This is a genomic window from Chryseobacterium vaccae (assembly GCF_009602705.1).
Taxonomy (GTDB): domain Bacteria; phylum Bacteroidota; class Bacteroidia; order Flavobacteriales; family Weeksellaceae; genus Chryseobacterium; species Chryseobacterium vaccae.
Window position 1 is genome coordinate 3,193,935 of the sequence record NZ_VSWH01000001.1, and the last position, 14,941, is coordinate 3,208,875.

The following is a 14,941-nucleotide window of genomic DNA, read 5'->3' on the forward strand; positions in this document are numbered from 1 at the left end:
TTCGTATTTTTGTTGTATACATCATTTCCTATGAACTTTAATCTTCACTCAGAATATAAACCCACCGGCGACCAGCCTCAAGCTATAGAAAAGCTTACCGAAGGAATTGAGATTGGTGAAAAATACCAGACTCTTCTTGGAGTAACAGGCTCCGGAAAGACTTTTACCGTTGCCAATGTTGTACAAAATGTACAAAAGCCAACGCTTGTCCTTGCTCACAACAAAACACTGGCAGCACAGTTATTCATGGAATTCAAAGAGTTTTTCCCTAACAATGCTGTTGAATACTTTGTGAGTTACTACGATTATTATCAACCGGAAGCTTATATTGCCACAACGGGAACTTATATTGAAAAAGACCTTAGCATCAACGAAGAAGTTGAAAAATTACGTCTTTCTGCTACCGCCAGCCTTCTTTCAGGAAGGAGAGACGTATTGATCGTAGCATCTGTTTCCTGTATTTATGGTATTGGGAATCCTACGGAATTTCACAAATCATTAATTTCAATTGCCATCGGCGAGAAGGTAACCAGAACAGCACTTCTCCACTCTCTCGTCAATGCATTATACGCCAGAACTTTAAATGAGTTTCAGAGAGGAACCTTCCGGGTAAAAGGAGATGTCATTGATGTTTTCCCTGCTTATGCTGATAACGCCATAAGAATACAGTTTTTCGGTGATGAGATCGAGAAAATCCAAAGCTTTGATCCGGTAACCGGAAATGTAGAGGCCAATTTTGATCAGATCCAGATTTACCCTGCCAATCTCTTTGTTACCTCAAAGGAAACCTTAAACGGAGCTATCAGAGAAATTCAGGATGACATGGTAAAACAGGTTGATTTTTTTAATTCTGTTGAAAAACCTTTGGAAGCAAAACGTCTTCAGGAAAGAACCGAACTCGATCTTGAAATGATCAAAGAATTAGGCTACTGCTCGGGAATTGAAAATTATTCCAGGTATCTGGACGGAAGACTTCCGGGAACGAGACCATTCTGCCTGATCGACTATTTTCCAAAGGACTTTTTAATGGTCATTGATGAAAGCCACGTTACAGTTCCACAGGTTCATGCCATGTATGGCGGAGACCGAAGCAGAAAAGAATCTCTGGTGGAATACGGCTTCCGGCTTCCTGCAGCGATGGATAACAGGCCTCTTAAATTCGAAGAATTTGAGGCCATGCAGAATCAGGTAATCTATGTTTCGGCAACCCCTGCTGATTATGAACTGGAAAAAACCGGAGGCGCCTATATTGAACAGATTATCCGTCCAACCGGGCTTTTGGATCCAATTATTGAGGTAAGGCCTACTTTAAACCAGATTGATGACCTGATGGAAGAAATCCAGAAAAGATCGGATGCTGATGAGCGAGTACTGGTAACTACCCTGACCAAGAAAATGGCTGAAGAACTTACCAAATATTTTACAAAGTTCGGAATCAGAACAAGATATATTCATTCCGATGTGGAAACTTTGGAGCGTATTCAGATTATGCAGGATCTTCGTCTTGGTCTTTTTGATGTACTGATCGGGGTCAACCTATTAAGGGAAGGCCTAGACCTGCCAGAAGTATCTCTAGTAGCTATCCTTGATGCTGACAAAGAAGGAATGTTGAGAAGCAGAAGATCCATGACACAGACGGTAGGACGGGCCGCGAGAAATGTGAACGGAAAAGCCATCATGTATGCCGATAAGATTACAAAATCGATGCAGGCCACTTTGGACGAAACAGCCTACCGCCGTACCAAGCAAATGAAGTACAACGAGGACCATGGACTTGTTCCTCAGGCCTTGAATAAGAAAATATCTGAAAATCTGGTGGGCAGAAGCAAAGATTTCCCTGATGAAAAATACACTCAGAAAGAGATTCTTCAGAAAGCAGCGGAAACCAAAGCAAGCTATGGTGGTGAAGATCTTGATAAAATGATTTCCCAGAAACAGAAAGAAATGGAAGCAGCAGCTAAAAATCTTGATTTCATTAAAGCAGCAAAGCTAAGGGATGAAATTGCCGCATTAAAATCCTGATAAAGAAATAATAGATAAAAAATGAAGGCACCATATATCCTAACCCGGTTATTATCAAAAGGGAATTACATACTGAAAAGCAAAGCAATGGCTATAATTTCAAATTTATCAAAAAATAAAACTGATACAGGAGAAAAATAATACAAGAAATATAAAGTTTCGGGCGGCATCTTCGATGCCGCCCGAAACTTTTACAGGTCAATACTATCTACTTTCTGACTGATGCCCTGATAGGCGCCAATAGATCCATAAGACCGTTTAATTTTATTTCATATACCGTTGCAAGCTGCATTCCCAACTTACCTTTAGGCATTCCGTTTCGATTGAACCATTCCAGATAACTGACAGGGAGGTCAGCAAGAACAGTTCCTTCGTATTTTCCGAAAGGCATTTTAACGACGCATATTTCTTTTAATATTTCCGGGTTTATTCCTTCCACTTTTATATGATTAAATCAACTTTATTATCTCCTTCTCTGTCTTTATCTGATAGTTGCAGCTCAGGCCGTGTTTCTTCTTCTGAAAATTCATTTCTATATATCTGAATAAGAAGAAGGGTAAATGAGATCAGAATAGGACCAAAAATAAGGCCCATAAATCCAAAAAGATTCATCCCCATAATAATTCCGAATACGGTGTTAAGCGGATGGATATTTTCCAGCTTTTTCAGAAGGGTAAAACGAAGCAGGTTATCGGTAAGTCCGACCACCACCACACAGTAGGCGGCAAGTCCAAGTCCTTGCCCTGTATTTCCTTCCGCGATCATAAAGATACAGACGGGAATATAAACAATGGCAGCACCTACAACAGGAATCATGGATGCAGCAGCGGTTAAAGCGAAAAGCAGTACCGGACTTGGCGCTCCAAAAATAAAATACCCAACCAACCCGACAATACCCTGACCTAATGCTACAACAGGAATCCCGATCGCATTAGCCATAATCAGTTTTCTGAGTTTATCGCCGATCAAAGAAATATTGGCTCTTTTTAAAGGAGCAGAAGAGCTAAGAATTTTTTCAAACAACCTAGGCCGTTCCAGCATAAAATAAAGGATAAAATACATGGACATCACTACGGTAAGCGTATTGAAGGTTCCGCTGAGTGCAGACGTTGAAAACCTACCTGCAGAACTCTTCAGCTTGTCCATATTTTCCTTGCTGAGAATATCAAATTCTACCTTTTTGTAAATATAATCATGGATCTTATCCAGAAACACATTAAACTTAGCCATATAGGCCTGAGCATTTCCCAGCTTCTCGATCAACAGATCAGCGATAAAGTAAATTGGAAGAATAAGGATAATCAGACTCGCAAGCATCAGAACAAGTGCCGAAAGCCAGGGTTTCCACTTCTTTTCCTCCTGCAGATAAAAATTATATCTGCGGCAGACTACGTAAATAGTAATTGCCCCAAGTACTGAAGGAATAAAAAGCGAAAGATTAAAGCAGATCAGTCCTGCAAGCACCAGAATAATGGCCAGCAGGGAAACCTGTTTTATGACATTACTGCTTATCTGTTTATCCTTATTCAACATTAAATTTTATTTTTAATTACTTAGTTAGTATCTGTCTTGGCTTCCCTAAAAAGGCACAATACACAGAATAGGCAACAATCATAATAAACGGAGCAGTAAGAATGATCCCTATTCCGCAAAGAATGATTCCGGCAATAGAGATTAGTCCACCTACAACTGTTGCCCCAAGAAATGTTCCGTAATTTTCTTTAGCAATATTGAAAGACTTTCCTAATGCTTCAGTAGCAGAAGCGTTTTCAAATAACAGAATCGGGTACCCCAATAGCAATAAAGGATACACAAAAAAGGCCGGAATTACGCATAAAGCCAAGGCAATACTCGAAATAATCCCTGAAAGGAAACTATAGATCAGAATATTGACAAAATTCTGACGGTACCCAATAAAAAGATCCCCAAACTCAATCTGGCTCTTGGTATTGTACTTATTAACAATGTAAATCAATCCCACATACAAAGGAGCAAGCAAAAGCCCCAAAAGACTGGATAATGTAAGATACATGGTAAAACCGGGAGCATTCCAGTAGCTGAAACTGGAGTAGTCTCCTCCGCTATTTCTCATTTCTTCCATCATGGATGTAGAATTAAATCCACTGATAGACTGCACGATAAAGCTACCGACAAAGTAGATTACCATAGCTACAATGCCGTAAAGGAAGACCCCTTTATACATTTCAAAAGCATGCGAAATAATAGATCCCGTATCTTTGTTTGGAACGGATCCCTGCTGGTCAAATTCGTTAAATTCAGACATAGTTTAATATTTAATGATTCCATCAAAATTAACTTTTTTTGACAGAAAATCATATTAAACCCATGTAAATTTTATTGTTTTTCTGAAAAAATGGTTTTATAAAGAGAATAAACCATGGCATTCCAGAAAGGAAACGTGAATAGTCCACCTACAAGAAACAAGGCAAAACCAGCATATTTAAAAGCAATAGCAACCAGAATTCCTACCCATATCTGTACTGAATATACCCTGAGCGCCTTAAAATTCAAAGATATTGCTTCAAAAATTCCTTTGTTCATAAAAAACATTAGCGGGGCTACAAAAATGGTTACTGAAACCCACAGTACAGCAAGAAATACAGTAGGAATTCCCATCCTGTAAATCATTGCCCAAAACAGGTAATATCCGGCATATTTAAAAAAATTAAATCCGTTATACCCTACAAAAAGGTCTCTCAGTTCAATTTTCTCATTCAGATCAATCTTTCTGAAGATCTGAAACAGTCCCAGATTCAACGGAAAAAGGAAAACCGATGTTCCCAGGATAGCATAGCTGAACATCTGATAATTTTCAGTAGCAGCAAGTGCTGAAAGCTTCTCCATGTAAGCTTTACTCCCCTGTTTTAAAGCTTCTGCAAGTTCCTGGTTCTGTTCCCAGATTCCGTATCTCTCTGCAAAGAAAAACATCGAAGTAAAAAACATAGCGAAAAACACAATGGAAAACATCAGCTGAAAAATCAAGGTCTTATTCCAGTAAAAAAACGCCTGCTTTAATATAAATTCTGCTCCCGGTCTCTGAGGATATCTGTTCTGCATCAAAAATTTTTTATGCAAAAGTAATCATCAATAAGTATTTTTGCCGAATGTTTTCAATGAATCATCAAAAATTTATGAAAATGGACGAACTTTCCCTACAGAAGGTTCCTTACTTTTTCATGATCGACTTCCTTTCGGAAAATATAGAGATATATACAGAGTCTGAAATAGAAAAGCCAGGCTTACTAATTGATTTTCAAACATTTTCAAACACAAAAAGGAAACCTAAACTTAACAAAAATATTGAATGGAAATCCTTTCCCGAAACATTAGAAAGTTTTAAAATAGGATTTGATAAAGTTCAGAAAAATATACGCCTTGGAAACTCTTACCTTGTAAATTATACTAGAAAAACTGAAATTCAAACGAATTTAAGCCTTGAAGAAATTTTTTATCATTCAAATGCGAAATACAAAGTTTTTTATAAAGATTTTTTTGTATTTTTTTCTCCTGAAACTTTTGTAAAAATTATAGACGGCAAAATTCTGACCTACCCGATGAAAGGTACTATTGACGCATCAATAGATAATGCCGCTGAAGTATTGAAGAACGATAAAAAGGAAAAAGCAGAGCACTATACGGTAGTGGATCTCCTCAGAAATGACCTCAGCATGGTAGCAGATGATGTAAAAGTGGATCAGTTCCAGCATATCGACCTCATCAAAACCTGGCAGAAAGACCTGTACGCCATGAGCTCTGAAATATCAGGAACAATAAAACCTGAATTTGAAGGAAAAACAGGAAGTATGATGAAAAAATTGCTTCCCGCAGGTTCCATACTGGGTGCGCCCAAGCCAAAAACGCTGGAAATTATTCTGGACGCTGAAGGTTATGACAGAGGATATTATACAGGAGTCTGCGGCTGGTTCGATGGTAAAAACCTTGACAGCTGCGTTATGATCCGTTTTATTGAGAAAGAAGAAGATCGTCTGTATTTCAAAAGCGGAGGCGGCATCACCCATATGAGCAGATTAGAAGACGAGTATCAGGAAATGAAAAACAAAATCTATGTCCCAATTCATTGAAAGCATTAAAGTAGAAGATCAGGAAATCTTTTTACTGGAATTACATCAGAAACGTGTTAACCAGACCTTCACTCATTTCGGGAAAGAAGGCTCTATTGATCTGGCCAAAATCTTTAAAAACCTTCAGCATGATGAAGACGGACTTTTCAAGCTCCGGATTTCTTATGATCTGGATAAAAGGGTCAGAACACAGATGATTCCTTATGCTATTCCTGAGATCCATGATTTTCAACTGGTTGAAAATAACAGCTTTGACTATTCCTTCAAATTTGAAGACCGGAAAGAATTAGATAAAATGAAAATGAAGTCTAAGGCAGAGGAAATCATTATTGTTAAAAACAACCATATTACTGATACTTCCTTCTCCAATATTCTCTTTCTTAAAGGTAAAGACTGGTTTACACCATCCTCATACCTTCTGAACGGAGTACAGAGACAAAATCTTCTGAAGCAGAAAAAAATAAAGGAAACAGAAATCACCCTGCAGAATATCAAGCAGTTTTCCCATTTTCAGCTGATCAACGCCATGAATGACTTTGATGATATGTTTATTTATCCGATAAGCAGAATTACCAACCTGCCTGGAAATGAAGAATATCTGGACCTTTAATTTCCTTTCATAAACTCGAAATACGCTTTCTGAACATCTGCACTGTTCTTTCCATAGGTATTTACTTCGAGGATTTTCGGTTGCGTATCAGGCTTGAAGAAATTCTCAAGAACCCTGTCGAGTGTAGGTTCATCCTCTACTTTAATATAGGAGAAACCGAAATGCTTCGCCAGATGTTCTGCATGCTTCCGGTGCTTTGTGGCAATAAACTCATCTAAAGTATTGGGATTGGCATTGCCCGGTCCCGGAATGATCTTAAAGATATTTCCTTCCCCGTTATTGAAAATAATAATTCTCACAAACGGTGGAATGTATTGATTCCACAACCCATTGATGTCATAGAAAAAGCTAAGATCGCCTGTAATTAAAAGGGTTGGATTAGCATTTTTAATGGCAAATCCCATTGCTGTAGACGTACATCCATCAATACCGCTTGTTCCTCTGTTGCAGTATATTTTTCTCTTTCCAAAATCGAACAGCTGAGCGTAACGGATTGCCGAAGAGTTGCTGAAATGGACATTATAATTTTCCGGGATGGTCTGTGATGCTTTATTAAAGAAATAAAAATCAGAGAAATCAACCTTATTCAGAAACTGCTGATGTCTGGTATCTTTTTTATCCCTTAAAACATCCCATAGGTTGAAATAAGGTCTCGGTTCAAGATTGATGAAATTTAGAAGCTTTGAAAAGAAAACTTCCGGTTTTACTTCAATTTTCTCCGTTAGGGAGAAATAGGTATCCGGCTGCCATACTTCATCCAGATGCCAGTGCTGTTTCGGGCGGGCTTTTCTTAAAAACTGTTTTACTTTTTTAGAAACTACATTCTGTCCTACCGTAATCAGAAGATCCGGAGCATACGTTTTATAATCTTCTTCCGTGAAATTAAAGATATAGCGGTCTATATGTCTGAAAAACTTTTCATGATAAAGATTGGAATTCGCTTCGCTTAAAACCACTACCGAATGATTTTTAACCAACTGTGTAAGCTGATTTTCAAGCTCAGGGCTATAATCCCTCGTCCCGACCAGAAGCATGATCCTTTGGGAGGTATGCCAGTCTGCAACAAGATTGGATGGAATCTCATAGTCTTTATGCTTGATGGTTTTTTCCACTGTAGGAAAAGCCGGAAGCTCAGAAACCAGTTCATATAAAGGTTCTTCTAAAGGAATATTGATATGTACGGGACCCTGCTTTTCAAAACAAAGCTCAATTGCTTTTTTAATGAGATCAAAATTAACATCTTCTGCCCCGTCTTTGCTGTCTTCCAAAAGCTGGAAATCACCGTAAGAATGCTGATGAAAAATATCCCTCTGTCTGATCGTCTGCCCGTCAAAGATATCAACAAAATCAGTCGGTCTGTCAGCACTCAGGATTAAAAGCGGAATATTCTGATAAAAAGCTTCGGTAACAGCCGGATAATAATTAGCCACAGCAGAACCACTGGTACAGGTAATTGCCACCGGTTTCTTCTCACTTTTTGCCATACCCATTCCAACAAAAGCCGCACTTCTTTCATCTACAATGCTGTAACAGTTGAAAGCATCAATCTCTGAAAAATGAATCGCCAAAGGAGCATTTCTTGATCCAGGAGAGATCACAACGTCCGAAATTCCGTACTGCTGAAGAAGATGGGCAAGTATCTGAATACTTCTCTTAGAAGAATATTTTTTCATACAGCAAATTTAAATGATAAATAATGATTTTAAAATCATTTGAATTAAAAAAAATGTAATTTTGCTATTCGTAAATTTCTAAAAATGGATAAAATACCTAGTGTAGACCTGCGTGATTTCCTTTCGGACAACCCGGAACGCAAACAGAAATTTGTAAATGAAATCGGAAAAGCTTATGAAGAAATTGGTTTTGTAGCCTTAAAAGGCCATTTTCTTGATGACAAACTAGTAGATGATTTATATGGAGAGGTAAAAAACTTTTTTGACCAACCAACGGAAACAAAACAGAAGTATGAAATTCCGGGAATTGGTGGCCAGAGAGGGTATGTAGGATTCGGTAAAGAAACTGCAAAAGGTTTCAAAAAAGGAGACTTAAAAGAGTTTTGGCACTTTGGACAGTATGTGTCTGATGATTCAAAATACAAAGCTGAGTATCCTGACAACGTAATCGTTGAAGAACTTCCAAGATTCAACGAGGTAGGTAAAGAAGCTTACCAGATGCTTGAAAAAACAGGCCAGTACGTACTGAGAGCATTGGCACTTCACCTTGGTCTGGATGAGTTTTACTTTGACGATAAGATCGCTGAAGGAAATTCTATTTTAAGACCTATCCATTATCCGCCAATCACAGAAGAACCGGATGATGCTGTAAGAGCAGCAGCACACGGAGACATCAACCTTATCACACTCCTAATGGGTGCTCAGGGTAAAGGACTTCAGGTTCAGAACCACAACGGGGAATGGATTGACGCCATCGCAGAACCGGATGAATTGATGATCAATGTTGGTGATATGCTTTCAAGACATACCAACAACAAACTGAAATCAACAATTCACAGAGTGGTAAACCCACCTAGAGAATTATGGGGAACTTCAAGATTCTCTATTCCCTTCTTCATGCACCCAATCAGTGCTATGTCTTTAAATGCCCTTGAAAACTGTGTGGATGAAAATAATCCAAAGTTATACGAGGACACAACAGCAGGAGAATTTCTGCATGAAAGACTGATAGAATTAGGTCTGATCAAAAAATAAATAATACAAAAAGTCAATAGCTGATCGTTAGTCGGTTTTCATAACCGCTGGTCAGTTATTGACTTTTATACTTCCTTTCTACAAGGTTCCTCTTAGCAGACTCCATCTGCGGTCAAGTTCTTTTTTTTCCAACAATTTTCACCCGGAAAACGTTTCAGAGAATTCTTCAACAGTACAAGAGAAGCAATTTCTGCCTAAAAATCAACCACTTACACTCAGTTATTCATCTAAAAAGGTAATAAATGACAGCGTAAAGCTTTATTACTATGATTTTTCAAACATTGATTAATTAAAAAGCTTTTTATTTAGCAAATGAAAAACATTTTTAATTATATTTACCATACTCTTAACTTTCAAATTAAAACAATATGAAAAATCTAAAAAAACTAAACAAAGGGCAGTTAAAAGGCATTTCTGGTGCTGGAATCACACGTCCTGAGCCAGACTTCTGCATGTATTACTGCAATGGCATGATTGTTTGTGCAACCTGCAGTGATGATTTTAAATGTCCTGAAGGAGATCCTACAATGTAAGACTCTGAAATATTGAAAATTATAACAGCCACCTTTTCTGTGAAACAGGTGGTTATTTTATTATACTGTAAAACCTCTCAGGCAACAGAAGAATAAAACATCAGTCAAACAACCTCAGCTGCTGATCTTTAGCTCCTGTAAAACCTGCTGTAGAAAGTTTAGGAAACGCTCCTCCATCAAAGAATTTTTTCCTTCCGATCTTAAACGTGTTATGAATCATTTCCGCAATATTACCCTCCCCTTTCTGCCTGTCAAAAAGTTTTTTCTCTCCTAATTTTCCACCACGCATAGAACGGATCAGGTTCAGCACTTTTTGCGCCCGGTCCGGGAAAGTTTTTTCGATCCACTGCACAAAAACAGGTTCAACAGTATCATTCAGCCTTACCAGGGTATAGCCGAAACTTTTAGCTCCTGCCTCCGAAATAGCTTTCAGAATTCCTAATGGCTCATCACTGTTCAGACCCGGAATAATGGGTGCTACCATAACATGCACAGGAATATGGTGTTCAGAAAGAATTTCAACTGCTTTCAGTTTATTCTGGGATGAGCTGGTTCTAGGCTCCATCTTTCGTCTGAGCTCTTCATTGATGGTGGGAATACTCAATGAGACAGAAACAAGATTTTGTTCTGCCAAAGGCTGTAGAATATCCAGATCTCTTAACACTAATGCATTTTTTGTCAGCACATTAACAGGGTGACGGTAATCAAGACACACCTTGAGTAATTTTCTTGTGATCTCAAATTGCCGTTCCGCAGGCTGGTAACAATCTGTATTTCCGGAAAGCAAAATTGGTGCAGGCTTATATCCTCTTTTCTGAAAAAATTTTTCAAGGAGTTCCGGAGCATTTTTCTTTACCATGATTTTTCTTTCAAAATCAATTCCGGCACTGTATCCCCAATATTCATGGGTTGGTCTTGCAAAACAATAAGAACAGCCATGCTCACATCCCTGATAAGGATTCATAGAATATTCCATCGGAAGGTCTTCACTTTTTACCTGATTGACGATTGTTTTTGGAAAAACTTCTGTGAAAGTTGTCTTCATTGTTTCGAAATCTTCATCCTCGGGCTCAAAAGTATACCTGTCGAAACGGTTGATTAAGTTTCGCTGAGCGCCTTGTCCTTTTATGAAATTTCCGTTCTGCATGATGGTGTAAAATTAGAATGGTTTTTTTATAAAATAATGAGTTTTAACACTAAAGTTATCCACAAAAAAATCCAGCCCTTTCAAAAGTGCTGGATTTAAACATAAATTAAATATATTCTTTTACTACTTCACTGCGTAAAATTCTACCCCATGGTATTCATCCTCCTGGTTCTTTTCATCAAAATGTCTGTGATAATCCGAATAGGTATCACTATATTTTTTATCTTTTTTAGTCAATATTTTTTTAATTCCTATAAAACTTAATACTGCCAAAAGTCCAACTCCTCCTGCCAGTAGAACTCCAACTTCTTTTTTCATATTTTGTCCGATTTATTGATTTACCTATTGCAAAAAGTGTACCTATTCTTTTTTTTCAAATTATAAATTTTGTTAACATTAGACTTTATCATCATCAAAAATGTAATCTGTTTTTTTATTAAATTTAGCAAAATAATGGTTTAATTATTGCACTACCCTTAAAAAATATTATTATGGAAAATTCAGAGAACTTTGACAGAATGACCACTTTAAGCCAGGTTATGAAAACATTGTCAGAAAGAGGAATACACAGGGAATTCAGAATGAACGAAAACTGTGAAATGAAGTTTGAAAATTCTGACACTATATACAAACCTTCTGATCTGACCATTTTAAAAACATACCGTTTTGAAGGCGACAGCAACCCTGACGACAGTGCTGTTTTATATGTAGTAAGGGACTATGCCGGAAACCGCGGCATGATTATCGACTCTTATGGCGCTGACAGCAATTATCCCGGTGAAAAGTTTGATGAATTTCTAAGAGATATTCCGGTTCAGGAAAGTGAAGAATACAATTTCTAGATCTATTTTTGACCATTACGTTTAAGATCTTGTCCCGAGGCTATTCCGCTTCGGGATTTTCTTTTTTCTTGAACACATTTCGTAAAAATCCTTTCTTCTCCTTTTTTTCCTCCTGAGGTTTAGGTGTTTCCTTTTTTCCTTTTTGGATCTCCTGCTTAATTTCCTTTACCGATTCTTTCATTTCCTTTACAGAAGAAACCGCATTTTTTACAGTCTTTTCCGTTTTATCAACATTCTTCCCAATCAGGGTTTTCTTCAGGCCCTGTTCAACTCCTTTCCAGAAAAGATTAAAGAATGACTTTGTAGGATCACGCTCTACCCCTTCCACATCAACAGCCTCTGGAAATTTACCGGAATTGGATTTCAGGAAGAGATTCGCCACCGCAGTTAAAACTCCCTTTTTCTCGTGATTATGCTTATTTAAAACAGCTATTTTCAGATCTTGATGTTTCAGGTTGAATGTACCATGCAGCCCGGCAGGGTTCCCTTTAAAGCTGAAGAGCATTTCCTGGATCGTCCCTGAAGTTGCGGTCACATGAAGGTAAGGCCTGATAAACGGATTAATTCCACTGGCCGGAAGATTGGACGTTTTTCCTGAGATCGCAAACGCATCATTCTGATCTGCCACATCAAAATTCCAGTTCACAGAAAGAGGAGCCAGATTCATAAATGAACAATTGATCTTAATATCAACACGGGTCGGCTTTCCTTTTGTTTTTGCTGAATTCAGGTTTTTAACATTCATATTAAAATTGCTGAATGTCAGCTTTCCTGGTCCAGCACTTTCAGGAGTATCTTCTTCATACACCAACACCGAGTTTTTCAGATCCAGATTATGAACCAAAACCGGAATTTTAACAGACCTCAATAGCTTTGAATACAAAGGTTTTACTTTAGGATCGTCTTTTGGAATCTTACTTCTGAAGATATTGGCATCTGCAGTCTGAATCGTCACATTAGATGCATTGATTGATTTTTGATTCGAAAATAAATCCCAGTTTCCATCTGCGGTGATCTGGGATGCTTTCAGATCATACAGATCCCGCTCCACTGGAATCATTCTGATAAACTGAGTTCTCGAAACGAGAGGCTTCATGGCAAAATTATTGATCTGGACTTTATTTTTATTCAGCTTAAGAAGCCCGACGCTTAAGTTATAAAATTCTGTTCTGTAAGTGAAATTTCGGGTGGTCAAGAAATAGTCCTTCACCTTAAGATCCAGTCCTTGGTTATTAGGCTTTGGTGTAATTTCAACAGCATTGACAGTTGCATTCAAATCATGAAATGCCAGCGGTTGTTTCCCTTTATCATAAACAATACTGGAGTTTTTAAAAGATATTTTCTGAATTTTCACAGACCCAATCATCCCAGGCCCTGTTTTTTTCTCTGGCTTATTTTCTCCGGCTTTAACAGTACCGTTGACATTTTCAATGAGCACACTCTTAAGATCCAGATTTAACTTCCTGTTGACAAACTCAAATTTATCAATATTAAATGCCACAAGATTGGTTTTCATATCCATTGTTGTTTTCCCGGTCGCCGCAGTTCCCGGTTTCAGCAGAATATTTCTGAGCTCTCCTCCTTTGGGATTTAATGCAATACTTCCGACTGTAAAATCCTGATGATTGGAGTATTGTATATTTTTTCCTGAAAACAGAAAATCTTTATAGCCTACCGGAATCACTTCTGATGCTGTGACCTTGTCAAATTTCAGCTGATTGATATTTAAATTAAGACTTTGAGCATATAATAATCTGTTCCCATCAGGTTTATTGATTTGTACGGAAGCATTATTAAGCTTTACACCATCCAGGTTAACTTCGAAATCGAGCTTTTTTTCTGATTTTTTCGGCTGAACTCCGGTATTATGAACGACAAGAACGGGATTTTGAAAATCAGCATTGCTCAGGGATATTTTATTTTTCCTCAGCACCACATCTTTGAAATCCATTTTAGAAATAGAAAATTCGAATAGTCTGGTTTTCTGAGGATAATACTTTTTAAACTGGTCAAAAGGCAATAGCGGAATCAGTCTGAAATTCCCAACTGACATCTGCCCGTCTGTTGTGCTGATCGTACTGATGGTGATGGCATACACATTATCCGGGCGAAAGAAAAAACGTTCTCCACTGATATTATAACGATCAAAGACAACGGGTAATCTATCTTCTACCGACTCTTCTGTCATCTGAAGATTTTCAACAAACAGATCCAATTTCTGTACCGATAAAAACTTTTGTCTGGTATGCTTAAAAATATTGATCGTTCCGTTATTGATCCTGATGTTTTCGAATGAAACAGGGTTTCTTTTCTTACCAGTTTTCTTGTTGACAGGTTTAGCTAAACTGATATTCAGATTGGGATTGGCTAGCAGAAGGTCTGATGAGCTTATCTTTTTATTGAACAGAGCATCATAAATTCCGAAGCGGCTGATCTTTAAAGTATCAATTGTTCCCTGCAGCCCTATAACGTCAGTATTCTGCGGGTTTTTATTGTTGACGGTAATTCCTGATGCCAGAATATTTCCTGTTCCCAGGTCTATATCCAGTGTCTTATAAGAAACTTTATAATTGGTATTCTTTTTAATATAATCAGGAAGCTGAGTTTTAAGCCACATATTGAGACCGAAGTTGGCTACCAGAAGAATAACCAGCAGGACTCCGAAGCCCCAAAGAAGTCTTTTAACCCATTTTTTCATATTGTGATTTAGTTTTAACTACCTTAAATATAAGGAATTTAATTTTCCTGTAATTTAAATCCATAAAATAGTTTAACATCAATTAAAATTAACCTCAGTCCAGGATGGAAGTTCCTTATTTACATAGTTTTGAAGCTGAGAGCCGGAAGAGGGAGGCTATAGAGGTCATCAATAGTATGTTTTGATCTGTTTTCATCTCTTTTAAAATAATTTGATTTTACAGTGGCTTTCATTAGAAAAAACTAGAAGTAACCTCCATCTTCAATCCTTTAATCTTA

14 protein-coding genes are annotated in these 14,941 nt (G+C 37.7%); 6 read left to right on the plus strand and 8 right to left on the minus strand.

Going from position 1 to position 14,941, the window contains the following annotated elements; all coding sequences use genetic code 11:
- The first annotated feature begins 30 nt into the window (after nt 1-30).
- Nucleotides 31-2,022: an excinuclease ABC subunit UvrB gene (gene uvrB, locus FW768_RS14510; protein WP_153396566.1), complete on the plus strand. Its 1,992-nt coding sequence runs from the start codon at nt 31-33 to the stop codon at nt 2,020-2,022.
- A 208-nt stretch (nt 2,023-2,230) separates the two neighbouring features.
- Here the strand turns inward: uvrB and FW768_RS14515 are convergent, their stop codons facing one another.
- The 4 genes from FW768_RS14515 to FW768_RS14530 all read right to left on the minus strand — a co-directional run bounded on the left by FW768_RS14515 (nt 2,231) and on the right by FW768_RS14530 (nt 5,100).
- Nucleotides 2,231-2,452, minus strand: a complete 222-nt coding sequence (locus FW768_RS14515) for a DUF3820 family protein (RefSeq protein WP_153399915.1) — start codon at nt 2,450-2,452, stop codon at nt 2,231-2,233.
- 11 nt (nt 2,453-2,463) lie between these two features.
- A complete protein-coding gene (locus FW768_RS14520) occupies nt 2,464-3,555 on the minus strand; it encodes an AI-2E family transporter (protein WP_153396568.1) in 1,092 nt (363 codons plus the stop codon).
- 16 nt (nt 3,556-3,571) lie between these two features.
- On the minus strand, nt 3,572-4,306 hold the full coding sequence (locus tag FW768_RS14525) for a beta-carotene 15,15'-monooxygenase (protein WP_153396570.1): 735 nt from the start codon (nt 4,304-4,306) through the stop codon (nt 3,572-3,574).
- A gap of 71 nt (nt 4,307-4,377) precedes the next feature.
- Complete coding sequence (locus tag FW768_RS14530; protein ID WP_185151982.1) at nt 4,378-5,100, minus strand: hypothetical protein; 723 nt, start codon at nt 5,098-5,100, stop codon at nt 4,378-4,380.
- A gap of 47 nt (nt 5,101-5,147) precedes the next feature.
- Here FW768_RS14530 and FW768_RS14535 point away from each other — a divergent pair, with 47 nt between their 5' ends.
- Both FW768_RS14535 and FW768_RS14540 read left to right on the plus strand, forming a co-directional pair.
- Nucleotides 5,148-6,125, plus strand: coding sequence for an aminodeoxychorismate synthase component I (locus FW768_RS14535; protein ID WP_153396574.1), 978 nt, complete (start codon nt 5,148-5,150; stop codon nt 6,123-6,125).
- The gene (locus tag FW768_RS14540; RefSeq protein WP_153396576.1) at nt 6,109-6,735 is read left to right on the plus strand and encodes an aminotransferase class IV; all 627 of its coding nucleotides are present in this window, start codon (nt 6,109-6,111) and stop codon (nt 6,733-6,735) included. The genes FW768_RS14535 and FW768_RS14540 overlap by 17 nt, the downstream gene beginning before the upstream one ends.
- Here FW768_RS14540 and menD read toward each other — a convergent pair.
- Nucleotides 6,732-8,408, minus strand: a complete 1,677-nt coding sequence (gene menD / locus FW768_RS14545) for a 2-succinyl-5-enolpyruvyl-6-hydroxy-3-cyclohexene-1-carboxylic-acid synthase (RefSeq protein WP_153396578.1) — start codon at nt 8,406-8,408, stop codon at nt 6,732-6,734. The genes FW768_RS14540 and menD overlap by 4 nt on opposite strands.
- Nucleotides 8,409-8,492: 84 nt before the next feature.
- On the opposite strand from menD, the gene FW768_RS14550 reads away from it, so the two are divergent.
- Together FW768_RS14550 and FW768_RS23545 are read left to right on the plus strand one after the other, a co-directional pair.
- Nucleotides 8,493-9,443, plus strand: a complete 951-nt coding sequence (locus tag FW768_RS14550; protein WP_153396580.1) for an isopenicillin N synthase family dioxygenase — start codon at nt 8,493-8,495, stop codon at nt 9,441-9,443.
- A gap of 368 nt (nt 9,444-9,811) precedes the next feature.
- Nucleotides 9,812-9,976: a bacteriocin-like protein gene (locus FW768_RS23545; RefSeq protein WP_185151983.1), complete on the plus strand. Its 165-nt coding sequence runs from the start codon at nt 9,812-9,814 to the stop codon at nt 9,974-9,976.
- A 100-nt stretch (nt 9,977-10,076) separates the two neighbouring features.
- Here the strand turns inward: FW768_RS23545 and FW768_RS14555 are convergent, their stop codons facing one another.
- Nucleotides 10,077-11,123, minus strand: coding sequence for a PA0069 family radical SAM protein (locus tag FW768_RS14555; RefSeq protein WP_153396582.1), 1,047 nt, complete (start codon nt 11,121-11,123; stop codon nt 10,077-10,079).
- A gap of 123 nt (nt 11,124-11,246) precedes the next feature.
- Entirely contained in the window at nt 11,247-11,441 is a 195-nt protein-coding gene (locus FW768_RS14560) for a hypothetical protein (protein WP_153396584.1), read from the minus strand.
- A 173-nt stretch (nt 11,442-11,614) separates the two neighbouring features.
- On the opposite strand from FW768_RS14560, the gene FW768_RS14565 reads away from it, so the two are divergent.
- Nucleotides 11,615-11,965, plus strand: a complete 351-nt coding sequence (locus FW768_RS14565; RefSeq protein ID WP_153396586.1) for a hypothetical protein — start codon at nt 11,615-11,617, stop codon at nt 11,963-11,965.
- A gap of 40 nt (nt 11,966-12,005) precedes the next feature.
- Here the strand turns inward: FW768_RS14565 and FW768_RS14570 are convergent, their stop codons facing one another.
- Nucleotides 12,006-14,663 (minus strand): AsmA family protein, encoded by a 2,658-nt coding sequence (locus tag FW768_RS14570; protein ID WP_153396588.1) that lies wholly within the window; start codon nt 14,661-14,663, stop codon nt 12,006-12,008.
- Between the last annotated feature and the right edge of the window lie 278 nt (nt 14,664-14,941).